Below are 22,935 nucleotides of genomic sequence, written 5' to 3' on the forward strand. Positions count from 1 at the left end.
CTCAGCCCGGTATCAACGGCCACCCGTAAGGCGAGCAGCGAGGGGTCCGGCTCCGGTGAGCCGGACCCCTCGTGTGTTGCGCTTAAACAGGAGGATGCCCAATCCTTCCTCCAGCGCTCTAATCCTCGTGCTGACGCTGGACAAAGATGGCCCGCCCTGCCTCACTCAGGCTATCGAAATCCTCGTCGGAAAGCAGAATTCCGGCCGCCGCGACATTCTCTTCGAGATGGCGCACCTTTGAGGTGCCGGGAATGGGAAGTACAACCGGGCTGCGTTTCAGGAGCCAGGCGAGCGCCACCTGACCGGGCGTCGCCCCGTGCTTCCTGGCGATGGCGTCGAGGATGGAGCCGGGTTTGGCGAGTTCGCCCGAGGCGAGCGGGAACCAGGGGATGAAGCCGATATTTCTGGCCGCGCAGTATTCCAGAACGTCCTCATAGGTGCGATCGACAAGATTGTAGAGGTTCTGGACCGTTGCGACCTTGAAGAAGCGCGATGCCGCTTCGATGTCGGCGACTTTCGCCTCGCTGAGGCCGGCCTGGCGCACGATGCCGGTGTCGATCAGCGTCTTGATCGCATCATACTGCTCGTCCGCCGGCACCTTCGGGTCGATGCGGTGCAACTGCCAAAGGTCGATGCGCTCGACGCCAAGATTGCGCAGGCTCTTATGGGCCTGCTGGATCAGATATTCCGGGCGTCCCAGCGGAACCCATTCGTCGCGGCCTGGCCGGGCCGAGCCCGCCTTGGTGGTGACGAGCATGCCGGGATAGGGATGAAGCGCCTCGCGAATGAGCCGTTCGGATATGTCCGGCCCATAGGAATCGGCCGTGTCGATGAAGTTCACGCCCAGTTCCGGCAGCCGACGCAGGACGCGAAGGGCTTCGGCCCGATCCTCGGGTTCGCCCCAACTCCCTGCTCCCGCCATATGGAGCGTTCCAAAGCCGAGCCGAGAAACCTCGATCTCACCGCCGATTGCAAATGTGCCGGCTGTGCCGGCGTTCGGGTTTGTCATGTTGGAAATCCTTTCGATAGGACGAGCGCGAAAGCGACCCGGTGGTCGCTCACAGATGAATGACGATCGAACCCACCGCCTTGCGAGACGTCAGCCGCTCATATCCGGCCTCGAAGTCCGCGAACTCTACGGCGGTATCGATGATGGGCTTTAGTTTTCCCTGGCCGGCGAGATCGGCGAGCACGCGGAGCGCAGGATAGATGTCTTCGTCCGTTTCGCCATGCAGGCTGTATCCCACGATGTGCTTCTCGTGGGAGAGAAGGTCAGCCACATCGATGGTGGCCTCCATGCCGGCCGTGAAGCCAATGGAGACCAGCGTCCCGCGACGCGCCAGACTGCGGAGAAGCAGATTGATCAGCGGGCCGCCGACAGGATCGAAGGCGAAGTCTGCGCCCTTGCCGCCGGTCAGGTCCCGCACCTTCGCGGCAACATCCTTGACGGCTGACAGGTCGATGACGTCTGATGCGCCGGCCGCTTCGGCTCTGCGCGCTTTCTCGCTCGACGACACCAGTGCGATCGGCCGTGCGCCCAACGCCTTCGCGGTCTGGACGAGCGCATTGCCAACCGAGCCTGTGGCCCCGGATATGGCGACAGTCTGCCCGGCCTCGACCTGAACCGCCTTGGTCAAGGCGCGATACGCTGTCAGATAATTGACGCTCAGCGTCGCACCTTCATCAAGGGTCAGGGTTTCAGGAAGAGGAAACAGGCGTCGATCCTCGACAAGCACCCATTCCTGAAACAGCCCGTCCTCAACAATGCCGAGATCCTTGCCGCCATAGATCGCGACCTTGGCGCCGGCTGCGAAAGCCCGGCTCTCCTCGATGACGCCTGCACCTTCGTTACCCAGAACCAGCGGTGCCGGCACATTGCCGAAGGATGCCGTGCGCAGGAAGTTGGAAAGCTGGTTGATCGTGGCCGCACGCATTCGAACCAGACTATAGCCGGGTTTGATCACCGGCCTCGGGCGGTCTTCAATGACCATTTCCGGCGGATTTCCGGGACGGTTGAGCACGATGGCCTTCATGGGATACCTTTCAGGACAAGCTTTCCCGATCGGAAGAGAACGGCTCTTCCGCGAGGACAGGTTTCGATTTTGGGGCAAGCGGATGGTCCCGACATTCGGAACCATCCGGCAGGGATCAGCCCAGCAACGGCAATGTGCGCAGCGATCTGGACAATTCGATCATGTTCCACGGCGTAAACTCGGCGATCGAGAGGCCGACGATGTCGGCTTCAGCACGCACCGCGTTGAGAATGCCGGCGACATCCTCAAACCGCATCCGGCCCTTGGTGACGCCGTCGAATGTGCCCGGCGCCAGCGACGGATCGTGGAACAGCAGGAAATCGTAGAGCGCGGGGTCGAGAACGTCGACGTCGAAATGAACGGCGATCTTCCTTGCGCCGCTGGCACGGACCCATTCGAGCACCTTGTCCGGCGAACCTGCCAGTTCCTCGGGGCTTAACCGCGCGATGCCGTGCTTCTCGATGAAGCCGGTTTCATAGGGCGTCGTTTCGGTGAGGCCGACATAGAGGATCTGCTTCGCCTCGATCTTGCGCGCCACCATGTCGGTGAAGTCGGGCGCAGCCTCGCCCATCAGCATCGCCAGCACATGGGCGTGGGCGTTCGCCATCTGCTCCGGCCCCATAATGTCGGGATGGGCGTCGACCCAGAGCACCGCCAAATCGTCGCCATAGCGTTCGCTGAGCCAGGCGAAAGGCGCAAAACTGATGTGGCAGTCGCCGCCGAGCGTCACGATGGCTTCCGGCGCATGGCGCTCGATCGCAGCGCGGGCTGCCGCAGCCTGCTCAAGCAGCACCTGACGGGATGCGATCCCGCCTTCGACCGGGCGTTTGTCGCTGGTGGGTGCGGGAACCGGCACGGTTTCTTCCGGTCCTTGCGGATCGGGCGCGATGGCGGCGAGCACGCGGCCACCGATACGGTAGTCGGGACGGTTGCTGCCCTGCCATTGCGGCAGGTTCAGCCGCAGCACGTTCTTCGGATCGATGGCCATTGTTCAGGCTCCTTTCGTGAACGCCGATCAGGCCGCGCGGTAGGGTGCATAGTCGACGTAACCTTTTGCGCCGCCGCCATAATAGGTGTCGCGGTCTGGTGTCGTCAGCGGCCAGCCATTGCGCAGGCGGTCGACCAGATCGGGATTGCCGATGAAGGGCTGGCCGAAAGCGGCAAGGTCGATCGTGCGGGTCTCGATCAGGGCTTCCGCACGGTCGCGGTTCATGCCGCCGGCAAGGATGATCGCGGTGCGAGGCAAAAGGGGACGAAACCGGGCCAGCAGGTGGTCGAACCGTTTCGACAGGGCTTCATCCTTGCTTTCACCCATGGCGTAGCGCGTATGATCCATGAGATGCACATAGGCGATCCCACGCTCGCCAAGCGCCTTCACCAGCATCTCATAGGTGCCGTCGATATCATCGAAGAGCGGCATGTCGTACGCCTGCCCATAGGGCGACAGGCGGATTCCGACGCGTTCCTTGCCGATGCGCGCGGTAACGGCATCCACGACTTCGAGCGCGAACCTCAGGCGGTTCTCCATGGTCGAAGCGCCGTAGTGATCCTTTCGGTCATTGGCGAGCGGATTGATGAACTGATCCACCAGATAGCCATTGGCGCCGTGAATCTCGACGCCGTCGAACCCGGCCTCGACCGCATTGGCGGCCGCCTGCGCGTAGTCGGACACGACGCGGGCAATCTCATCCGTGCTCAAGGCGCGCGGCGGAGAGGCTTCGACGAAACCGGGCTGGCCCTTCTTGTCATAGCCATAGGCCATCGCCCCCACCGCACGTCTTGCCGAAGAACTGACCGGGGCCTCACCGTCCTTCTGGATGCTGGTGTGCGAAACCCGTCCGACATGCCAGATTTGCGCGAAGATGCTGCCGCCAACGGCATGAACGGATCGGGTGGTGAGTTTCCAGCCCTCGATCTGCTCCGGCGTGAAGATGCCGGGGTTGAACAGATAGCCCTGGCCTTCCTTCGAAATCGGCGTGCCTTCGCTGACGATCAGGCCGGCGGTGGCGCGCTGGGCGTAGTAAAGCGCGACCATTTCGGTCGCGATATCATCCGGAGCCCGCGACCGGGTCAGCGGCGCCATGACCACACGGTTGCGCAGAAGGTGGCCGGAAAGATCGAAAGAAGTGAAGAGCTGATTCATGGTGTCCAACGTCCAATTTATCCAGCCTCTCAGATAAGGGCGTTCTTTCAGAGCAAAATACCGGAAATCTGGCATCTCTTTCCACGCTCATGTATAATCGCCTAAAATCGATCTGCGTAAGGTGTTCATGAACCAGCTTCTCGCCATGCGGGCATTTGTGCGGGTCGTCGAAACCGGCTCCTTCAGCCGGGCCGCCGACCAGCTTTCCCTGCCGCGCTCCACGGTCAGCAAGCTCGTCACCGATCTGGAAAGCCATCTTGGCGTCAAACTGATCGAACGGACCACGCGAAGCGTTGCCGTCACCGCCGAAGGCACCGCCTATTATGAACGTGCGGCCCGGCTGATCGGCGAGATCGACGAGGCCGACAATGCGATACGCGGCGCGGGCCTGAAGCCGGGCGGACATCTGCGCATCGACGTGCCGAACTCGTTCGCGCAGACGCTTCTGATCCCGGCATTGCCTGATTTTGCCAGACAATTCCCGGATATGACGCTGGCGCTCGGCATCAGCGACAGGACGGTGAACATCATCGGCGAGGGTGTCCATTGCGCCATCCGGGCCGGAGAGTTGACCGATCCGGCCATGATCGCGCGGCGGCTGATGGAGCTTGCCTATGTCACCTGTGCTGCGCCCGGCTATCTCGAACGCCATGGCGTACCGGCGACGCCCGACGATTTGCGCATCGGTCATTCGATCGTCGGCTATTTCTCGGCCGCCACGGAACGCGCCTCGCCGCTGATCTTCGAGAAGGATGGCGAGCGACTGGAACTGGACTGCCGCTGTTTCTCCGCCAATGACGGGGAGGGTCAGATCGAGATGATGCGTAAAGGTCTCGGGATCGGCCAGAACCTCAAGCGCTTCGTGCAGCCCTTCCTCGATAGCGGAGAGCTTGTTCCGGTTCTCGAAAACTGGTCCAGGCCCGTGCTGCCGTTTCACCTCGTCTATCCGCCGGGCCGGCACCAGAGCGCCAAGCTGCGCGTCTTTATCGATTGGATGATACAGCGCTTTGCTTAGAAGACAGCTCGGAAGCGGAGGCTGTCAATGTTCACTACAAACTCAATCCTTCCCAAATCCGGCGTGTTCTCCGAGTCCGCACCTCGTGGCGCGTGGGCGGGAACGCCTGCCGTGCGAGGTTGCCGGCTGCTCGGGTATGACCTGCTGGCGTCGGCTACGCGACTGGCAGGATGCAGGTCTGTGGGACAAGATCCACCGCCACATGCTCGACCGACTGAACCTCGCAGGTCGGATCGACTGGTCGCGAGCCTGCGTCGATGCCTCGTCCGTGCCCGCCAAAAGGGGGGGCCAGTCGATGTGGCGGGGCTGCCCTCGCCACCTTCGGAAAGTGGCTGCTGATCAAACCGGGGTGGGCGGCTTAACCCAGACGGGCGGTATCCTGCCCCCGGTTATTCAAGGGCAGGATACAATGAATATCACCTGCAAAGATCGCTGACGTTATCGGCTACCTGCTCCAGGCTATCCATCCGATTGGATCCGGCATCATTTTCCCAATCCTTAGAGATCCGAATCGCAAAAACATCGCTTGGGAAAAGGGGAACGAGGATGCCACCAAAGCCGGTCATTGTCGGATAGTAAAAGCTACAACCATTTTGCGAATCCATTTGTCCACGCCAGAATGCATTCTGATAAAATGGCCGTTGATGTTTACCGGTATGAAGACCGACAGGTGTCTCGCCAGGAGCGCTCTTAGCGATAATTTCTGCGTTAAGCAGTTGTTTGTCGCCGAATTTGCCGCCGTTTTGGTAAAGTTTTGAGATTTTCACCAAATCACTAATCGTCGGATAGTAACCATACGCCATCAATGGCTGATCATTAGTTGGATCCGTTTCCATGGTCTTATTAATCGGCGCGTAATGGATGCCGATGGGTTTATAGACTTCTTCGGTGACCATGTCCCAGATCGTAGCATAAGGCTCACCCTTCTTGGCGATGTAGCGCGTCATGGCCTCGCCGAGAAGGAACATGTCCTCATCGCGGTATCGTCCAACCTTACCGGGTCCCCAAGGATATGGTTTTGCACCTTCCAGCAAGGCAGAAACTTTTTCACCAGCGGATGGGGCCTCGTACCATTTGTAATATGCGTCAGGGTAAGGTTCACCCATCTTGTAGGGCTTTTCTTCAGCCGAACCATATCCTACGCCGCTTGCCATATTCAGAAGGTCGCCAAATGTCGTCGTCTCCCAGCCGGGGGCATCCTTGGCTTCGGTGACATAGTCCACGATCTTTTCATCGAAAACACCAGGGCCGAACTTCTCAGCAAGGCGCAGCATCGCGACCGCATTCCCGGCAGATTTTGTGACCGACCAGACGCCAAACCGTTGGCGGTCGCAATACGGTAGCTCGCCTGCGACTGTTGGGCAGGATTTCAGGTAGAATGTTCCATCAATACCGATACCGTTGGCAACGACCTTCTCGGCGCTAATATCGGTGTCAAATACTGCGATTGATTTTTGCCCGACCTTGGCTTCGAGATCCGTCCAGGTGCTCAGATTTTCTGCATCGGCGATGGACTGGGCGTATGTGGCCTTCACCTCCGCTTCATTCGGGATACTGTCGGACTTCAATACCGCGTCGGCTCTGCCTGTCGCCGTGAAATAGTCCTCGACGTAGAATGGCGCTGTCTGCGTCACGATCTGAAAACGGAGGCCTGAAACCTGGCCATCCTTATATAGGAACATCGCGACCCCATTGTGGGTTTCGCCTTCGATCGAATGCATCAACGAAAACGGAAACGATGCGCGAGACCAGCCATCGTCACCTGGCTCAGACCAAACCTTGCCCGCTTGGACGATAATATCCCAAAAGCTTTTACCGTCTGGTGTCGATCCATAGCGCAGGACATCCTGCGTTGTCGGGACCAGATCGCCATCATGCGTTATGAACGACAACACGGCAGCGGGGAAAATGGCGGGGTCTTTGCCAAGTATGTTGTTGCTTTTGAATTTAACAGGGTCAGTTGCCATCACTGTTTCGGAAAGTGTGATGGTGCCCGTAAAGGGCATAATGGCATCTTGCGCATTGGCTGGCGGAAGAAATAACGAGTTTTGAACGAGCTTCGAAGGCTGTTGTGCGCCAACAAAGTCAGCGACTGTCAAATCCGTTCGATCAGCCGCATGGCTCGTCATCGGCCACAATATGCATGTCGCCAAAAGGACCGCTGTGATTTCTCGCATATCTTCTCCTCCATCAACAGGAGGGGGAGCCTACCAGCGAAAAAGAGAACCAATTTTACGTTTTACGCAGCAAGGTTGACGAAATCGGATATCATCCCGCTATTTTCAAGGTGACCGACGACACCGTGACCTCCCGGTTATCGGCTCGAAAATTAATTCAAATCAGAAATTTTACCTGCCTGAAATGACATCACAGGCAATCCGCATGAATGGGAAAAGCACAACGCGGAGACGGCGACACTCAATCCGCTCGGCGAGAAGCTCCTCGGCCTCACTTGCTGGTAGCCGGCCTGACGTGCTCGCCGTTCTTCATGGACGGCAAGCACCGCTGCCGTACATCGATCAGGATATCATCCAATGCCGCCATCGCCGCCGAATATCGCCTGGGATCGGTCGATGCGAAACCGATCATCAATCCGCTGCGCGGCGTGCTGGCCTGATAGTGTGACGAGAGCGCAGTGAGCGACAAGCCTGCATCGGCGGCGCGGCGTGCCACTTCGACATCATCCATTGAGACTCGGAAAGTCCAGACGCATTGCAGACCACCGCCATGGTCGATGCGGCCAAGCCAGTGCCCCAGATGTGCCTCAACCGCCGCAACGAGCGCCTTGCGCTTTTCATTGTACACTGTCGTCATTCGCCGTGCATGCCGTGCGAAATGGCCCTCCTGGATAAACTCCGCCAAGGCACGCTGAACAACGGTGGAGGCCATAGTTCCGATCAGGAAATTGGTGCGGCGGAGTTCCTCCGAAACCGGGGATGGAAAGACGATATACCCCAATCGCAAGTCCGGCAGGAGCGTCTTCGAAAAGCTCCCCACCAGAATGGTCTTGCCAGAACGATCCACGCTTTGCAGGGGAGGAATGCGGCGCGTGAGATTGCTGAACTCGCGATCGAAATCGTCTTCTATGACCCAGGCGCCGACCTCTTCTGCGCGCGCAAGCAGCCTCAATCGTTGTTCGATGTCCATGGACGTTCCCAAGGGGAACTGGCATGCCGGGGTGAGATAAATCACGCGCGGCGCATGGCGGGCGATTGCGTCGATATCCCACTGCGCATCGACGACAGCCATTGATGCAATCTCTGCTCCTGCCCCGAGAAAGGCAGCGCGCGCGCCGGTATAGCCCGGGTCCTCCATGAGGACCACGTCGCCTGGATCCGTCAGCCATTGTGCCAGAAGATTGAACGCACCCTGTGCGCCAGACGTGATGAGCACCTGATCAGCGTGATAGCTCACGCCACGGGCGGCGCTAAGGAAGCCCGCGACGGCCTCGCGCAGCGATCGATCTCCACCGAAGCTCTGATAACCAAAATCGCTGTCGGGCTGGAGGCGGAGCTGCCGGGAGATCAGCCGGCGCCAAAGCGCAAAGGGAAAGGCGCGGGCGTCGGGCTGGCCGGGCTGCAGGATCATGCGAGCCGCATTGCCACCCTGATGATCGACGGCCGCAAGCGCGCGCCCACGATGCGATAAGGCATCCGCAATGGCCGTGACCGATGGTCGGCCCCGATCGAAATTGGTGTCGGGCAGCTGCCTCACCTCTGCGCGGGCGCCTTGCCGGGTCTCGATGTAGCCCTCGGCCTCAAGCTGCTCATAAACCGTTGATGTCGTGTTGCGGGAAATTCCAAGGTCGCTTGCAAGGTTCCGGGTGGACGGCAGGGGCGTGCCGGCGGGTAAACGCCGGTCGAGAATCATGGCTTGAAGCTGGCCATACAACTGGCGAAACAACGGCTCCGACGCATCTCGGTCCAGACGGATCGAATCCAGAAGAACCTCGCCCGGTGCAAAACTGGCATGCTTCCTTTGCCTCAAACTGGCTCTCCTTCAGGGGACAGTTGCATCCTAGCATGGCGGTACGAATTGGCCAGAGCTCCATCGGGGATCGGCGGCAACAAGGGAGAAGCCAAAATGACGTCCAATGCAGATGCGCTTACCAACAAGAGCCTGGAGCATCTGATGTTTCCGTTGGTTCCACGAGATCTGCTTCACGAGCGTGGACCGAATGTCATGGTGAGCGGCAAAGGCCTGCGTGTCGTCAATCAGCATGGCCGCGAACTTCTCGACATGATGAGCACCTCCACGCGTGCGGGCTCGCTCGGATATGGGAACGAGGAAATCGGCGAGGCAATGCGCCGTCAGGCAGTGGAAATGCACTATGCCGGGGCGGGATTGAACATCAGCGTACCCGCCGTGGAGCTGGCTGGGGAACTCGCATCCTTGACGCCCGGGCGGCTCAAGCGCGTGGCCTTCACCAGCGGCGGTTCGGAAGCCACGGAAACCGCGATAAAGATCGCCCGTCACTATCAGAACCAGAGTGGCAGGAAGCCCGGAGCCTGGAAGGTAATCTCGCGGTGGAACGCCTATCATGGTGCGACGCTGGAGGCACGCTCCTGCACCGACTGGCTGTCGGTGCGTGACGACCCCGCGCCCCGTGCGCCCGGACACAGCTTCGTGGCCAATCCCATGTGCTATCGGAATCCCTATGGGCTGGACGAGAAAACCTATACCGACGTTTGCCTGACTCATCTCGAACGCCAGATCAAGCTCGAAGGCCCGGAGCATGTAGCCGCGTTCATTTGCGAGCCCTTCCAACAGGCCAATGGCGTGCAGATCCCGCTGCTGCGCTATTGGCAGGGCGTCCGCGAGATTTGCGACCGCTACGGCGTTCTGCTCATCCTCGACGAGGTCATCACGGGCTTCGGGCGGACCGGCACCTGGTTTGCCGCCGAGCAGATCGGCATCGAGCCCGATATCCTCAACGTCGCGAAGGCCATGGGCGCCGGATACGTTCCTATCGGCGCCGTCATCACGCGCGACGAGATCGCGAACGCCATCGGTCATTTCCGTCATGTCCACACTTATGCCGGCCATGCGGTGAGCTGCGCGGCGTCCCTGAAGGTCATCGAGATCAAGCGCCGGGACGGCTTGATCGAGCGTTCCTCGCGTTTGGCCGAGACATGGCAGGCCGAGATGTCGGCCGCCTTCGGCGAGCATCCGGCCGTCGGCCAGATCCGTGGCCGTGGCTTCTGGCAGGCGATCGATTTTACCACCGACCGTGAAACGCATGCAGCACCCGACACCCGGATGGTCATGGAAATTGCGGATCGGGTGCGCGAACTGGGCGTGATCGTCAGCCCCATCGGGACCGCGATCGAAATCGCGCCCGCGCTGATCGCGACGGAAACCGACCTCGCCCAATGCACGGACGCACTGGCGCAGGCCATTCGCGAAGTCACCCCCCGATACGGCATCGGCGGGTGAGGATACCGGGAACGCAACACCCAACGGGCCAACAAACTGGGAGAAGGCAATGCAGAACGTGAAGGCACACAAATATCCGTTGACCGGCGTATTCGCCGCTATTGTACTGACAGCCGCGCTGCCCGCCGGCGCGGCGGCCGAGGACGTCGAAGTGCTGCACTACTGGACTTCGGGCGGTGAGGCGAAAGCGCTCAATCTCCTGAAGGAAGAAATCGAGGCGAAGGGCTTCGGGTGGAAGGATATGCCGGTAGCCGGCGGCGGCGGTGAGGCCGCGATGACCACCCTTCGCGCTCGCGTGAACGCCGGAAATCCGCCCACGGCGGCGCAGATGACCGGCTTCGATCTCATCGAATGGTCGCGGCAAGGTGACTATCTGGCCGATCTCAATGCGATCGCTCTCGAAGAGAAATGGGATGATGTCATCCCCGATGCCGTCAAGGTCTTCTCGAAGCCGGATGGCGTCTGGATCGCCGCGCCGGTCAATATCCACGCCACCAACTGGGTCTGGGGCAACAAGGCGCTTCTCGATGAACTGGATATTGAAGAGCCGAAGACCTGGGAAGAGTTCGTCGCCGCGATGGAGAAAGTGAAGGCTGCCGGAAAGGTAGGTCTCGCTCACGGTGGCCAGCCCTGGCAGGACGTCACTCTCTTCGACAGCGCCGCTCTCGCCTCCCTGGGCGCGAAGGATTATGTCCGGGCCTTCGTCGATCTCGATCCTGAAGTGCTCGGATCCGACAAGATGCTGGAAGCTTTCCAGAAGATGGAGCAATTGCGCGGCTTCGTCGATGACAACTTCTCCGGCCGCGACTGGAATCTCGCCTCAGCGATGGTGCTCAATGGGGAAGCAGCCTTCCAGATCATGGGAGACTGGGCAAAGGGAGAGTTCATGAGCGCGGGCAAGGCCGCTGGCACGGATTTCGTATGCTTCCAGACACCCGGAACGACCGGGACGGTGCTGCTCGACAGCGACCAGTTCGTCATGTTCAAGATGCCGGACGAGGCCGCGAGAAATGTGCAGACAGCGATGGCGAGCGCCGTCGTCTCTCCAGGCTTCCAGGCTGGGTTCAGCAAGATCAAGGGTTCCGTCCCCGCGCGCATCGACGTTTCCGACGAAGGCTTCGACGAGTGCGCCAAGAAGGGCATTCGTCAGGTCCGCGAGGCGGCCGAAAGCAAAACGCTAATCGGCTCTATGGCGTTGGGACATAGCAATACACCGGCGATCAAGAGCGCGATCACCGATATCGTCACGACGCATTTCAACGGCGAGATCGAGGCCGAGGCGGCAGTTCAAGCACTCGTTGAGGCGGTCGAAGCCGCAAAATAAGAATCGAGGCGCCGGGTGTTGCACACCCGGCGCCTCGATTGCTGAGAGTTGCGTATCCGTGTAGCCAGTCGCAAGCCACACCCGAACACCTGACGGGATCGGGATCATTCCAGCCTCTCAAGGCCACGGACGATCCGCAGCAACGCGTCCACATCGACGTCACTGTCGACAACAACGCGTCGGCCGTTCGCGATCACGATCTCCATGCGACCAGCACCAGACGCCGAAGGCTCCAGATCAGCAACCGGAACAGGATGCTCGGCCGCCGCATCATAATCCGCAACAACGGGGATGAAACCAGCTCACCCCCAAGCCGTCCTTCCCGCACCGCCTTGCGCCAGCTATTCAACTGAAAGCACGTAATCCCATGGCGACGAGCCGTCGCCGATACCTGCTGAGGCCCACTATAGCTCTCCGCGACAATCGCCAGCTTGACCTCGTCACTAAAGTGCCGGCGACGACCTTTCTCTACAATCTCCAGCCGACTGATCTGCCGGCGGCCGCTGCGAATGATATCCATGGGTAAAACACTGGCTATATTGACGTCGATATAGCTGGAGCCTCACCAAAATTCTCAAACAGCAAGGCGTCCTTCCCCGGATGCGTACTGTCGAACGGCGCATTCTCGGCGAAAATCCGCACCTTGTTGCGGGCGCTGGTCTGGCCGGGGCAGACTTTTCCTACGAAGTCGATTGGGCTGATCATCCCGGCGCGATAACTGCTCGGACCGGCGAGACCATTATTGTCATTGATTCGCGAAAGGGTGCCGCCGTCCTTCCTCCCTTGGCGACGAGAGTAGAGGCGCTGATTGCGGAACTGGTTGACGCAGGTCAGGAGCGTATGCCCGGCGATCGGCGTCTGCGCGCACGTGCGAATTCACAGGGTCTGGTCACGATGAGCGACGAAGAATGGCAATCTCTTCAATCGCTTGCTTCAAACGAAGAATAAAGGATGTCAAAAATAGCGCTTGTCGGCGCCGGCAACATGGGCTTTGCGATGCTCCGTAGATGGGGCGACGCATCACAACACGAGCTCATCGCCATAGAGCCGAATGACGATTTGCGCGCCCGCGCCGGAGGAAACGCCTGTAACCTTGCGGGAACAGGTCACGAGCCCGAATGGCACTACGGCAGCAGCGCTGAATGTGCTAATGCGCCCGGAGAGCGGTTTGCAAAGCCTGCTCACATCTGCGGTGGACGCGGCAAAGAAGCGGTCCCGCGAACTGGGAGAGTAGAAAACTGGAGCCGGCCTCATCTAGACAAGCGCTCGACTGGTTCGTTCTGGCGAGCCTGCCGATCCTTCTTTCCACCAATCTGATTTTCGGCCGCAGCATCGCGGGGCATGTCGCTCCTTTCCTGACTGCCTTCTTGCGCTGGTCGGGGACCGTCGTGCTTCTGTTTCCCCTTCTCTGGAGATACCGGGCGGAATGCCTGGCTTTCGTTCGCGGAAATACCGGTCTCTGGCTCTTGGCCGGGACATTGGGAATGGTGATCTGTGGGGGCGTCGTCTACCTGTCGCTCGAACATACCAGCGCGACAAACGCCACTTTGATTTACGCGACATCCCCGCTTTTCGTTTTGGCAATGGATGCCTTGATCAATGACCGCCGAATTGCGGCGCGAGAATTCATCGGCATGTGCCTCGCCACAATGGGAATCGCAGCGATCGCCTTTAATGGCGATGTTTCGGCGGCATATTCCCTTGCGTTCAATCCGGGTGACGTGGGAATCTTACTGGCCGCGATGTCATGGGCCGGTTACACCCTGATATTGCGCAGCAGCAGGTTCGGCTCGCTGCCATCCGCGGCGGCGCTCGGTGTGATGGGGTTTGCCGGAGCGGTCATTCTCCTTCCCTTCGCCGGCTGGGAAGTCGCCACAGGGGCGCCCGTGCCTGCCCGGCTTGCCGACTGGGCAACGCTTGCCGGCATGGTGCTGGTGTCATCGGTGTTTGCATATATCGCCATGCAGTATGCGGTTCGGCGTGTCGGAGCCTCGGCCACAAGTCTGACCATGTACCTCACCCCCATCTCCTCAGCCGTCATGGCCACGCTTTTTCTGGGGGAGCAGATTCATCCCTACCATGTGATGGGCATGGCTCTTGTGCTCGTTGGCCTGGCGCTCGCAACGGCGCGGATGAAATATGGTCGCCTGCGGCGAGCGGGCGGTCCCAAATCACCCCGCAAATCCTAGCCGAACCGCCATTGTGCAATGGCGGTTCGGATGCACTGGTTCACACCCACGAGAAGGGTCGGCAGCGCCGACGGGAGCTCGATCTTCCGCAGGATTTCGCTGTTTGCGGCGCCTACGGCTTTTCCGAGTTCAATTCTTTCGCGCGGGATTTGAGTCATTGCCAGGATCGTCAGGCAGACCATGGGCGCGATGCCGTAGATGATCGTCGAGATGAGGGCGGGTACCGTTCCAAGACCGAAAAGAATAGGCTCTATCTGAGGGAGAACCGGTCATCGGGAAGAGCGCCAAGTACGCATGTATCTTCGACGAGGTCGCGCTGCGATATCCACTGAGCTGGGCGTAGGTCGGGACCTTGAGGGCCAGGCTCGATAAGCCTACCGGAGAGCAACCGGATAGGCCGCCTCGAGAGGGAAGGAAGCGTCCTTATAAGCTGATCAGCGGGATTACAGGTATCGCGATCCCCGATCGGAAGTTTCAATCCAGGCGACTGTGCGCTCGGGTGATCTCAGGATTTAGCTCTTGTGCGAGACTCCATATTACCGGTGGCCGCGGAAATTGTACAGAAAAAGCAAGGGTATAGGCTGTCTCATCTTTGGGACGCAGGTTCGTATCCATTCAAGAGCCTTAGCAAGATGCCGACCCTATCGCTGAGCTGATGCATCGGAGATCGTCCACGGGACTGGTGGAAGCCGTCTCTAAATCGCCGCCGAAATTGCGTCGGCTACGCTCGTGGTCGTCCCATGTCCATTGCAATCCGGGGTCAGGGCGGAGAGACTGCCTCCTGTCACCTCAGCCACTGCGCGCATCATGTCATCAGCGGCGGTATTTTCGCCGAGATGCTCAAGCATCTGGGATCCAGCCCAGATGGTGGCGATCGGGTTTGCCTTTCCATGGCCGACGATATCAGGTGCCGAGCCGTGCACCGGTTCGAACATCGAAGGCACGCCTCCTGCGGGATTGATGTTCGCCGAAGCAGTAAAGCCTAGTCCGCCCTGAATCGCGGCGCCCACATCCGTCAGAATATCACCAAAAAGGTTCGACGCGACAACAACGTCCAGCGTCTCGGGATGGGTCACCATCCGCGCGCAGATCGCATCGATGTGATAGCGGGAGACCGTGACGTCACGGTATTCCGCCGCAAGTTCCTCGGTTACCTCATCCCAGAAGACCATCGAGTGCTTCTGAGCGTTCGACTTTGTAACCGAAGCCAGCCGCCCGGTGCGTTTGCGTGCCTGTTCGAAGCCGTAACGCAAGATGCGCTCAACGCCTGTACGGGTGAAGATAGAGGTCTCGACCGCAACCTCGTTTGCCGTGCCTTGATGCACGCGGCCGCCGGCGCCGGAATATTCGCCTTCGGTGTTCTCTCGGATGCAGAGAATGTCGAAGTTGGTCTTACGCAGGGGGCCCTGAATTCCGGGCAGCAGCCGATGCGGGCGCATGTTCACGTACAGATCGAACTGTTTCCTGATAGGGAGCAGCAATCCATGCAATGAAACATTGTCAGGAACCTTGGCGGGCCAACCGACTGCGCCAAGGAGGATCGCGTCAAAGGCGCGAAGCTGGTCGATACCGTCCTCCGGCATCATCCGCCCGCTTGCGAGCCAAGTCTCGCAGGACCAGGAGAAGGTAGTCTCGTCCAGTGCAAAACCGTGCTTGGCAGCGACGGTGCGGAGCGGCACCAAAGCTGCCGCCACGACCTCGACCCCGATGCCGTCGCCCGGTATCAATGCGATCTTATACCGTTTCATTCAGACGCCCTTTCGTTTTGCTCGCAACGGTATCGCCGCAAAGTGCCGACCATGTCAGTTTTGGGTGAAATCCGGCTTGGATTGGTTCCAAATCCTGCGCGCACGCTTGAATTCTTCCGCAAAGTGTCCCGTCGGCTTCATGTAGTAGCCGGAGCGGGCGAGGGTATAAGCGCCCTTCTTGTGCAAGTCCGCCAACCCCTCCGCCATTTTCAGCGCCATCAGGTTGGGGTTGAGGATCGGCACTTCGGCAGGTTCGCCACCCTCCATCAGATATTCCTGGTATATCGCGGCAATGATGGTGCAGCCCATGATCACCGTCTCGGCGCCGAACCTGTTCGCCGCTTCGGTCGACAAGCGAACGACATCCTGTGCCACGGCGCCTCGATCGTTGATCATGTCCTTCACGAACCAGTCGATGGCATCGACGCCCTTTACCGTCGCGCCCTGTCCGCGCAGCCGGATTTCGTCATAGTGGAAGGGGACAGCTTTCCGGTGATCCGTGAGGATCATTGTCGAATGACCGAAGTTCGATGCCATCTGAAGCGAAGCTTCCAGCGGACCGATGACGGGAATGTCGACCAGTTCGCGCGCCACCCGCAAACCGGGATCGTAGAGGCAGCCGATGATCACCGCATCGAATCCGGTCTCCTCCGAGCGCATGACCTCTTCATAGAGAGACTGTTCGATCATGTGCTTGTTATAGAAGAAGTCGATGTCGGGCGGGCAGTTTTCGAGATGGGTGACGACCATTTCCGTCCCCTCGGCGCAATAGTGGCCGAGGGTCTTCTTGATGATCCCGTCATAGGAGACGGAACCGAAGGGATTGATGAAATTGATCCGGCGCATGATGATCCCAGTCCTCAAATTCGATTGTTCTGACGAGTGAAGCTTCAGGCTGGCCAGCCTGCGGCAGCAAGGTCTTCATCGAGCGAACGCTGTGTTGCGTCGTACTCGGCGATGCTGTCCGGTACGATACGATTGATGACTCCCGACTGCAGTTCCTCGGAAATGTGGGCGATCACGCCCGGGAATGTGGACTGGAGCGCGAGGCCTGTCATTTCGGCGGGTGTGAAACCCATCTGGCCCATGATCCCAGCCAGCATGCCCACGTCGTTCATCACGAGATCATGTTTACCGGTCGCTTTGCGGAATGCTTCGTGGACGGCGGCGTACCATTCGTTCGCCTCTCCCCAGACGCCCTGCGCCTGGGCAAAATTCTTCAGCTTCTCGGCGCGCGGATCGACACCGCGGAACACCTGGTGACCAAAACCAGGAATGCGGCGCTTGGCGGCACGAAGTTCCGCGACAAGGGTTTCCGCGTGCTCCTCCATGCCAAGGCCGGACGCCCTCCATTTGGCGACGCCTTCCGTAATAAAACGGCCGGCATCCTCAGGAGAGACTGCATAGGGACCTGCGCCAAGCATTGCGGCCGATAGGCCTGCCGTCATCTGAGGGTTGACCGACACGATGGCGCGCGCGGCGACGGTACCGGACTTCTGCAGGGCGTAATCCAGAATGGATGACAGGATGACATCCATCATCCGTGCCTCGCCGGGTGTCGGGATGCAGCCGCGGACCAGGAGAAAACTGATCGCAGGATAACTCAGCCTGCCGATGATCTCCTGCATGGGATAACCACGAATATAGATGTCCTCGGGCGTGATCCTGCTGATGGAGGAAACCCAGAAAGAGGGGGATGATGCAGCCATGGTCCGGCTCCCTGACGGTTGAGAAATTGGCCGATCGCTCCGGCTGCGGGGCCGTGAGACGGGCAGATAGGAAGGAGATAACGCACAAACAAAACTCATGCAAATAAAAAAATACCACTGGTAATGTTTAACATACTTGCTAGTATGTAGAAGGATGTGGCGCCGGTTCCGGCTGAATCGGTGTGCTTGTAGATTGGAGAGGAGAGGACATGGCCTTGGAAGCGATCAACCCACCCGGAGCCGCGTGGCCTGGCGTGTCGCAGGGGATTTTGGGGCAGGGCGCCAAGGTCTTCGTTTCTACCGGCCATGTAGGCACCGACGCCAGCGGCGAGCCCGTGACAACCTCGGCGGAAGCCCAGATTGTCGCGCTGTTCGAAAACCTGGGGGCGACGCTTCTGGCCGCAGGGCTTGGCTTCGAGCACGTGGCGCGCGTGACGACTTACGTTAAAAGTTTCGATCCGGAGTTTCTGGCAACGTTTCGCGCCGTGCGTGCCCGCTATCTGAACCAGGATTGCCCGCCCGCCGGTGTCATGGTTGAGGCCGGCCTCTATGATCCTCGCCTCTTGGCGGAAGCTGAAGTTCTCGCGTTTGCTCCTTGAGCGACCGCGCCATCAACCAAAGCCAACTGTTGCATGATTGCGGGCTTTGCCCCGCGGAAGGAGAATTCTAAATGTCCGAGCTTTCAGGACGCATCATCGTGGTCACCGGCGGCGAGACCGGCATCGGCCGGGCCACCGTGCTGGAACTCGCCCGCGCCGGCGCGAATGTCGTCATGGGCGGCATCCTGGCCGACAAGGCGGAAGAGACGATCGCCGAGGCGAGCGGTGCCCCCGGCTCGGTCAGTTTTCAGCAGACCGACGTGCGGCTCGTCGATCAGGTCGACGCCCTCGTCGCCAAGGCAAACGCCGAATATGGCCGGATCGACGGGTTGGTCTGCAATGCCGGCATTTTCGATGGTTTTGCTTCGGGTATCGAGACGAGCGACAGGCTCTGGGACCAGATCATCGACGTGAACCTCCGGGGTACTTTCTATGCCTGCCGCGCCGCGTTGCGTCATATGGTGGAGCAAAAGGCGGGCCGCATCGTGAACGTTGCCTCTATCGGTGGCCTTACCGGCATGGCGGACGGTGCTTCCTATACTGCATCCAAGCATGGGGTCATTGGTCTGACCCGGCATCTTGGCTGCTACTACGCGAAAGATGGCATCACGGTGAATGCAGTTTGCCCCGGCGTGATCACAACGACATTGCGGGACAACTCCACACGTATCCTCGGCGAGGATGCTCCGGTCATGGCTGGCGTTGGTGTCGAAACCGACTGGCTGCCTGTCCGTGTGCCGATGGCGCGCAAGGGTGTGCCCGAGGATATCTCGGCGATGATCACTTTCCTGCTCTCGGAGCGGGCGAACTACATTACCGGTCAGTGCATGACGGTCGATGGCGGCTGGACCGCGAAATGAGAAAACAAGGGCGGCTGCGGGCCGCCCTTCCTCGTCCGGATCAGGAATGCTCATGACCACAGTTTGCCTCACCTTCGATTTCGATGCTGTCTCGCTCTGGCTGAGCAGCTTCCGGACGACCTCGGCAACGCCCGTGTCGCGTGGCGAATTCGGCGCGCGCGTGGCCGTGCCGCGATTGCTCAAACTGCTCGACGGGGCGGGCGTGAAAGCCACCTTCTTCGTGCCTTCGCATACCGCCGTCTCCTATCCGGCGGAGACGATGGCAATCCGCGATGCAGGCCACGAGATCGCCCTGCACGGCTACGTTCATGAAACGCCGGTCGGCTTGGGTCGAGAACAGGAGGCGAAGAATCTCGATGCGTCCCTGGCAAGGCTGTGCAAGGTGCTCGGTTCTGATTTTGTCCCGCTCGGATATCGTTCGCCCGCCTGGGATCTCTCGCCCGACACGGTCGAACTGCTGATCGAGCGCGGCCTGATCTACGACAGCTCCATGATGGCCGACGACTTTCGTCCCTACCGCGCTCGCTCGGGAGACGAGCTGGACGATGACGGCTTCCGACCGGGACCGGAAACCCGGCTCATCGAAATGCCGGTGGCATGGGAACTGGATGACTTTCCCTATTTCGCGTTCCTGAACAAACCGCTCTATCAAGGCCTGCGCGATCCGGCGGAGGTCGGTGCCATCTGGCGCGGCGAATTCGACTACTGCAACGAGGAAGTGGAGGACGGCGTTTTCACGTTGACGATGCATCCCCAGTTCATTGGGCGAGGGCCGCGCATCCGCATGCTGGCGACGCTCATTGACCACATGCGGGATTGCGAGGGAGTCAGGTTCCTGACCCTCGGCGAAGCAGCCCGGGAGGCAGATGCCTCGCTTTCCAAACCTCGTGAAAATTAGCAACTGTTCCATCAGCGGAAGCCGCCAAATGCCCGATTGCCAGATGCCGCAGAATGTTTTCATCGCACTCCGCGATCGGATGTCGCCCGATCCTGGCCGAACGGCCTTGGTGTTCGAGAATGAGTACTTTTCATTCGAGGATGTCGTGGCGTTATCCGAGAACGCCGCTCGCCACCTGATGAGGCTCGGCATCGCCAAGGGCGACAGGGTGGCCGCAATCGCGCAGAACAGGCCCGAAATGCTGCTGCTTTACTACGCAGCGGCGCGGATCGGAGCGATCTACGTTCCGATGAACCCGAACCTCTCGGAGAGCGAACTGAAATATGCTCTCGCTCATTCCGGGGCGAGAATGTTGTTCCATGACGAAGTGTCCGGAGATGGCGTGGCGGCTGCAATTCCCGTCGAGCGGCGCCGACCAATCGATCTGCTCAACGAACCTGCCGGCGGCGTCGATCTCCCCGCAGCATCAGCGGTAATGCCGGACGACGATTTCCTGATCATCTACACGTCCGGAACCACGGGGCAACCCAAGGCGATTCTGCTCACCCATGCGGCCCAGGTGGGCGTTGCCCGCGCCCTGGCTGAAATGTGGGACCTCGGACGGGATGACGTAACGCTTGTGACGCTCCCCCTCGGATTTCTCTACGGTCTCTCCACTGGAGCGGCCGTAGGGCTGCAAGCAGGTGGAAAAGTCGTCCTCCTGCGGCGCTTCCATCCCCGGGACGCACTGGAGGCTTTGGTCGCCCATCGGATAACCATCTACCACGGCGTACCGACGATGTACTCCATGATGCTTGAATTCTGCGAACAGCAGGACAAGCATTTCGATCTGTCGAACGTGCGGGAGATCATCTGCGCCGGCGCGCCGTTGCCTCTCGAAATGCGTCGCAGGTTTGCCACGCGATTTGGCAAATCGCTGCAGAATTATTATGCGATGACGGAAGCGACCCCGGTATTCGGCCACTATAGCCGCGATGACGAAATCGTGCCGGAAGGATCGGTCGGCAAGGCGGCGCCTGGGCTGAGCTACCGGATCGTGCGCCCTGATGGCAGCGATTGCGCACCGGGCGAGCAGGGCGAATTCCTCGTCCGTGCGGCGGCGACCGTGAAGGAATACTATGGGGCACCGGAGCAGACAGCCGGAGCAATGGTCGACGACTATTTCCGTTCAGGCGATCTTGGACATCGCGATGAGAACGGGTTCTTCTTCATCACCGGCCGTATCAAGGACATCATCATCCGTGGTGGGGCGAACATCTCGCCGAGCGAGGTTGAGGAGGCCCTGATATCGCATCCGGCTGTCCAGGATGTATCCGTTGTGGGCGGCGCAGATAGGATTTTCGGGGAAGTCCCCGTGGCGTTCGTGATCCGCCGGGCCGGGGCGGACGTTTCGGTGGACGAACTCGTTGCCCATGCTGAATCCCGGCTTGCCGATTTTAAAGTGCCGCGCACGGTGCGCTTTATCGACACTTTTCCCCTGGGCAAGACCGGCAAGGTCGACAAGGCCGCCTTGAAGACGATGATCGGGAGTGAGTGAACGTGATCAACCTTGAGGAATATCGTAGTCTTGACGGACTCGTGTTGGCTGACCGGCTTGCAAAGGGTGAGGTCTCCCCTGTCGAACTGATGCAGGCGGCGCTCGAGATCGGAGCCCGTTTCGAGCCGATGCTGAATGCGCTTTGCTACATCGATCCCGAGCTAGGCCTTTCGCTGGCGCGAGCCGCCAATCGGAAAGGACCGTTTGGCGCCATCCCGTTCCTGCTGAAGGATTCCGGATTGGCGTCGAGGACGCTCAAGGGGTCCGTCGGTTCACGACTGTTCGAGGGGTCGGGCTCGGCAATCGATGCGACCCTGACCAGCCGCTTTGTCGAAGCGGGGTTCCTACCCTATGGACGCACAACGGTTCCCGAATTCTGCATGGCGCCGACAACGGAGGCGGCGGTTTACGGTGGGCCGACCCGAAATCCCTGGGACTTCGAGCGTTCACCTGGTGGATCGAGCGGCGGAGCCGCGGCGGCCGTTGCCGCGGGCATTGTTCCTGTTGCTCATGGCAGTGACGGCGGCGGCTCAATTCGGATTCCGGCGGCATGCTGTGGTGTCTATGGCCTTAAACCGTCACGAGGCTTGGTGCCCTACGGCCCGCTTCGTGGGGAGGGCTGGGCTGGACTTGCCGTTGACGGAGTAATCTCCCGCAGCGTGCGCGACACTGCGGCAGCAATGGACTCGATCGCCGGGATGGAACGCGGCCAACCTTACGCCGCGCCGGGCCGCCCGGATTCATATCTGGCGCTTCTGGACCGCGCCTTCAACCGTCCCATGCGCATCGCACGCTGGACGAAGGCGTGGGATGATATTCCCATTGCAGCCGAGTGCATCGCGGCGCTCGACAAGGCAACGAAGACCCTCTCCAGTCTGGGACACGAGGTCATCGATGCGGATTTGCCGGAGATTAAGTATGCGAGCTTCATCGAAGCCATCATCGACGTCATGGCGACGAATGTCGCGGTGACGGTAGGCGGCGTCCTCCGCAGTAGGCCGGACGGCGACCCGCGGGATTTGCTTGAGCCTGCGATCCATGACGCATACCAGATGGGCCGTACGATGCCGGCCGAGCGATACGCTCTTGCGGTCACGCGGTTCCATGGCATCGGTCGTACGCTGGAAAACTATATCGCAGGGTTCGATTTCATCCTCACGCCGACCCTGACGAAACCGCCGCTACGGCTCGGCGAGCTTTCGATGAGCGATGACTTCCGTAGCTTCCGCAGGAAGGCCGGACTGTATACGACCTTTCTTGCGATCATAAACGCATCAGGTCAGCCCGCCGCAAACATCCCGTTACATCGCGATGCAGCGGGGATGCCCATCGGTGTACAGCTGATCGCGCCTTTCGGCGGCGAGGCGGATCTCATGCGCCTGTCGGCACAGATCGAGTCTGAGGCGCCCTGGGGCCATCTCCTGCCGCCAATTCCGATTTGAAA

The 22,935-nt window shown here is 60.1% G+C and carries 21 protein-coding genes and 2 pseudogenes; 11 read left to right on the plus strand and 12 right to left on the minus strand.

What is annotated here, in order from left to right:
• Positions 1-12: 12 nt before the first annotated feature.
• The 5 genes from KYK29_RS21200 to KYK29_RS21220 all read right to left on the minus strand — a co-directional run bounded on the left by KYK29_RS21200 (position 13) and on the right by KYK29_RS21220 (position 4,176).
• Positions 13-165, minus strand: coding sequence for a LysR family transcriptional regulator (locus KYK29_RS21200; RefSeq protein ID WP_437437285.1), 153 nt, complete (start codon positions 163-165; stop codon positions 13-15).
• Positions 119-1,009 (minus strand): aldo/keto reductase, encoded by an 891-nt coding sequence (locus tag KYK29_RS21205; protein ID WP_254692876.1) that lies wholly within the window; start codon positions 1,007-1,009, stop codon positions 119-121. The genes KYK29_RS21200 and KYK29_RS21205 overlap by 47 nt, the downstream gene beginning before the upstream one ends.
• A 49-nt stretch (positions 1,010-1,058) precedes the next feature.
• Entirely contained in the window at positions 1,059-2,033 is a 975-nt protein-coding gene (locus tag KYK29_RS21210) for a quinone oxidoreductase family protein (RefSeq protein ID WP_254692877.1), read from the minus strand.
• Positions 2,034-2,148: 115 nt separating this feature from the next.
• Positions 2,149-3,021 (minus strand): arginase family protein, encoded by an 873-nt coding sequence (locus KYK29_RS21215; protein ID WP_254692878.1) that lies wholly within the window; start codon positions 3,019-3,021, stop codon positions 2,149-2,151.
• Between the two features lie 27 nt (positions 3,022-3,048).
• Positions 3,049-4,176 (minus strand): alkene reductase, encoded by a 1,128-nt coding sequence (locus tag KYK29_RS21220; RefSeq protein ID WP_254692902.1) that lies wholly within the window; start codon positions 4,174-4,176, stop codon positions 3,049-3,051.
• Between the two features lie 127 nt (positions 4,177-4,303).
• Between KYK29_RS21220 and KYK29_RS21225 the strand changes: the two genes are divergently transcribed.
• Complete coding sequence (locus tag KYK29_RS21225; protein WP_254692879.1) at positions 4,304-5,191, plus strand: LysR family transcriptional regulator; 888 nt, start codon at positions 4,304-4,306, stop codon at positions 5,189-5,191.
• Positions 5,192-5,607: 416 nt separating this feature from the next.
• Here KYK29_RS21225 and KYK29_RS21235 read toward each other — a convergent pair whose 3' ends face one another.
• Together KYK29_RS21235 and pdxR are read right to left on the minus strand one after the other, a co-directional pair.
• Positions 5,608-7,368 carry a serine hydrolase gene (locus KYK29_RS21235; RefSeq protein WP_254692880.1) on the minus strand — a complete coding sequence of 587 codons (1,761 nt, stop codon included), beginning with the start codon at positions 7,366-7,368 and terminating at the stop codon, positions 5,608-5,610.
• 271 nt (positions 7,369-7,639) lie between these two features.
• Positions 7,640-9,178, minus strand: a complete 1,539-nt coding sequence (pdxR, locus tag KYK29_RS21240) for a MocR-like pyridoxine biosynthesis transcription factor PdxR (protein ID WP_254692881.1) — start codon at positions 9,176-9,178, stop codon at positions 7,640-7,642.
• Between the two features lie 96 nt (positions 9,179-9,274).
• Here pdxR and KYK29_RS21245 point away from each other — a divergent pair, with 96 nt between their 5' ends.
• Positions 9,275-10,627 (plus strand): aminotransferase family protein, encoded by a 1,353-nt coding sequence (locus tag KYK29_RS21245; RefSeq protein WP_254692882.1) that lies wholly within the window; start codon positions 9,275-9,277, stop codon positions 10,625-10,627.
• A 49-nt stretch (positions 10,628-10,676) separates the two neighbouring features.
• Positions 10,677-11,951: an ABC transporter substrate-binding protein gene (locus KYK29_RS21250; RefSeq protein WP_254692883.1), complete on the plus strand. Its 1,275-nt coding sequence runs from the start codon at positions 10,677-10,679 to the stop codon at positions 11,949-11,951.
• A 104-nt stretch (positions 11,952-12,055) separates the two neighbouring features.
• Here the strand turns inward: KYK29_RS21250 and tnpA are convergent.
• Positions 12,056-12,471, minus strand: a pseudogene (tnpA, locus tag KYK29_RS21255) (IS66-like element accessory protein TnpA).
• A gap of 80 nt (positions 12,472-12,551) precedes the next feature.
• On the opposite strand from tnpA, the gene KYK29_RS21260 reads away from it, so the two are divergent.
• The 3 genes and pseudogenes from KYK29_RS21260 (at position 12,552) to KYK29_RS21270 (ending at position 14,140) form a co-directional block, all read left to right on the plus strand.
• Entirely contained in the window at positions 12,552-12,899 is a 348-nt protein-coding gene (locus tag KYK29_RS21260) for a TrbI/VirB10 family protein (RefSeq protein ID WP_254692884.1), read from the plus strand.
• Between the two features lie 130 nt (positions 12,900-13,029).
• Positions 13,030-13,185: pseudogene (locus tag KYK29_RS21265) on the plus strand (pyrroline-5-carboxylate reductase dimerization domain-containing protein); the annotation flags it as partial.
• 61 nt (positions 13,186-13,246) lie between these two features.
• Positions 13,247-14,140 (plus strand): DMT family transporter, encoded by an 894-nt coding sequence (locus KYK29_RS21270; RefSeq protein WP_367881015.1) that lies wholly within the window; start codon positions 13,247-13,249, stop codon positions 14,138-14,140.
• Here KYK29_RS21270 and KYK29_RS22590 read toward each other — a convergent pair.
• From KYK29_RS22590 to KYK29_RS21285, 4 genes are all read right to left on the minus strand, one after another.
• Positions 14,137-14,394, minus strand: a complete 258-nt coding sequence (locus KYK29_RS22590) for an ABC transporter permease subunit (RefSeq protein ID WP_367881016.1) — start codon at positions 14,392-14,394, stop codon at positions 14,137-14,139. The two genes, KYK29_RS21270 and KYK29_RS22590, sit on opposite strands and share 4 nt — an antisense overlap.
• Positions 14,395-14,835: 441 nt before the next feature.
• Positions 14,836-15,888: a tartrate dehydrogenase gene (locus tag KYK29_RS21275; protein ID WP_254692885.1), complete on the minus strand. Its 1,053-nt coding sequence runs from the start codon at positions 15,886-15,888 to the stop codon at positions 14,836-14,838.
• Between the two features lie 54 nt (positions 15,889-15,942).
• Positions 15,943-16,734 (minus strand): aspartate/glutamate racemase family protein, encoded by a 792-nt coding sequence (locus KYK29_RS21280; protein ID WP_254692886.1) that lies wholly within the window; start codon positions 16,732-16,734, stop codon positions 15,943-15,945.
• Between the two features lie 44 nt (positions 16,735-16,778).
• Positions 16,779-17,597 carry a citryl-CoA lyase gene (locus KYK29_RS21285; protein WP_254692887.1) on the minus strand — a complete coding sequence of 273 codons (819 nt, stop codon included), beginning with the start codon at positions 17,595-17,597 and terminating at the stop codon, positions 16,779-16,781.
• 209 nt (positions 17,598-17,806) lie between these two features.
• Between KYK29_RS21285 and KYK29_RS21290 the strand changes: the two genes are divergently transcribed.
• The 5 genes from KYK29_RS21290 to KYK29_RS21310 all read left to right on the plus strand — a co-directional run bounded on the left by KYK29_RS21290 (position 17,807) and on the right by KYK29_RS21310 (position 22,933).
• On the plus strand, positions 17,807-18,196 hold the full coding sequence (locus tag KYK29_RS21290) for a RidA family protein (protein WP_254692888.1): 390 nt from the start codon (positions 17,807-17,809) through the stop codon (positions 18,194-18,196).
• A gap of 71 nt (positions 18,197-18,267) precedes the next feature.
• The gene (locus KYK29_RS21295) at positions 18,268-19,056 is read left to right on the plus strand and encodes an SDR family NAD(P)-dependent oxidoreductase (protein ID WP_254692889.1); all 789 of its coding nucleotides are present in this window, start codon (positions 18,268-18,270) and stop codon (positions 19,054-19,056) included.
• Between the two features lie 46 nt (positions 19,057-19,102).
• The gene (locus KYK29_RS21300) at positions 19,103-19,954 is read left to right on the plus strand and encodes a polysaccharide deacetylase family protein (protein ID WP_254692890.1); all 852 of its coding nucleotides are present in this window, start codon (positions 19,103-19,105) and stop codon (positions 19,952-19,954) included.
• A gap of 28 nt (positions 19,955-19,982) precedes the next feature.
• Entirely contained in the window at positions 19,983-21,491 is a 1,509-nt protein-coding gene (locus tag KYK29_RS21305; RefSeq protein ID WP_254692891.1) for a class I adenylate-forming enzyme family protein, read from the plus strand.
• Entirely contained in the window at positions 21,488-22,933 is a 1,446-nt protein-coding gene (locus KYK29_RS21310; RefSeq protein ID WP_254692892.1) for an amidase, read from the plus strand. Before KYK29_RS21305 ends, KYK29_RS21310 begins: the two co-directional genes overlap by 4 nt.
• Positions 22,934-22,935: the final 2 nt, after the last annotated feature.

Source organism: Shinella daejeonensis (genome assembly GCF_024281235.1).
Classification (GTDB): Bacteria; Pseudomonadota; Alphaproteobacteria; order Rhizobiales; family Rhizobiaceae; genus Shinella; species Shinella daejeonensis.

Excerpts from the sequence above, each read along its gene's own strand:
- KYK29_RS21300 (WP_254692890.1), top strand. The coding sequence starts at position 19,103 with ATGCTCATGACCACAGTTTGCCTCACCTTCGATTTCGATGCTGTCTCG.
- KYK29_RS21215 (WP_254692878.1), bottom strand. The coding sequence starts at position 3,021 with ATGGCCATCGATCCGAAGAACGTGCTGCGGCTGAACCTGCCGCAATGG.
- KYK29_RS21305 (WP_254692891.1), top strand. The coding sequence starts at position 19,983 with ATGCCCGATTGCCAGATGCCGCAGAATGTTTTCATCGCACTCCGCGAT.
- KYK29_RS21280 (WP_254692886.1), bottom strand. The coding sequence starts at position 16,734 with ATGCGCCGGATCAATTTCATCAATCCCTTCGGTTCCGTCTCCTATGAC.
- KYK29_RS21275 (WP_254692885.1), bottom strand. The coding sequence starts at position 15,888 with ATGAAACGGTATAAGATCGCATTGATACCGGGCGACGGCATCGGGGTC.
- KYK29_RS21220 (WP_254692902.1), bottom strand. The coding sequence starts at position 4,176 with ATGAATCAGCTCTTCACTTCTTTCGATCTTTCCGGCCACCTTCTGCGC.
- KYK29_RS21290 (WP_254692888.1), top strand. The coding sequence starts at position 17,807 with ATGGCCTTGGAAGCGATCAACCCACCCGGAGCCGCGTGGCCTGGCGTG.
- KYK29_RS21205 (WP_254692876.1), bottom strand. The coding sequence starts at position 1,009 with ATGACAAACCCGAACGCCGGCACAGCCGGCACATTTGCAATCGGCGGT.
- KYK29_RS21260 (WP_254692884.1), top strand. The coding sequence starts at position 12,552 with ATGCGTACTGTCGAACGGCGCATTCTCGGCGAAAATCCGCACCTTGTT.
- KYK29_RS21250 (WP_254692883.1), top strand. The coding sequence starts at position 10,677 with ATGCAGAACGTGAAGGCACACAAATATCCGTTGACCGGCGTATTCGCC.
- KYK29_RS21235 (WP_254692880.1), bottom strand. The coding sequence starts at position 7,368 with ATGCGAGAAATCACAGCGGTCCTTTTGGCGACATGCATATTGTGGCCG.
- KYK29_RS21295 (WP_254692889.1), top strand. The coding sequence starts at position 18,268 with ATGTCCGAGCTTTCAGGACGCATCATCGTGGTCACCGGCGGCGAGACC.
- KYK29_RS21210 (WP_254692877.1), bottom strand. The coding sequence starts at position 2,033 with ATGAAGGCCATCGTGCTCAACCGTCCCGGAAATCCGCCGGAAATGGTC.
- KYK29_RS21245 (WP_254692882.1), top strand. The coding sequence starts at position 9,275 with ATGACGTCCAATGCAGATGCGCTTACCAACAAGAGCCTGGAGCATCTG.
- KYK29_RS21225 (WP_254692879.1), top strand. The coding sequence starts at position 4,304 with ATGAACCAGCTTCTCGCCATGCGGGCATTTGTGCGGGTCGTCGAAACC.
- KYK29_RS21285 (WP_254692887.1), bottom strand. The coding sequence starts at position 17,597 with ATGGCTGCATCATCCCCCTCTTTCTGGGTTTCCTCCATCAGCAGGATC.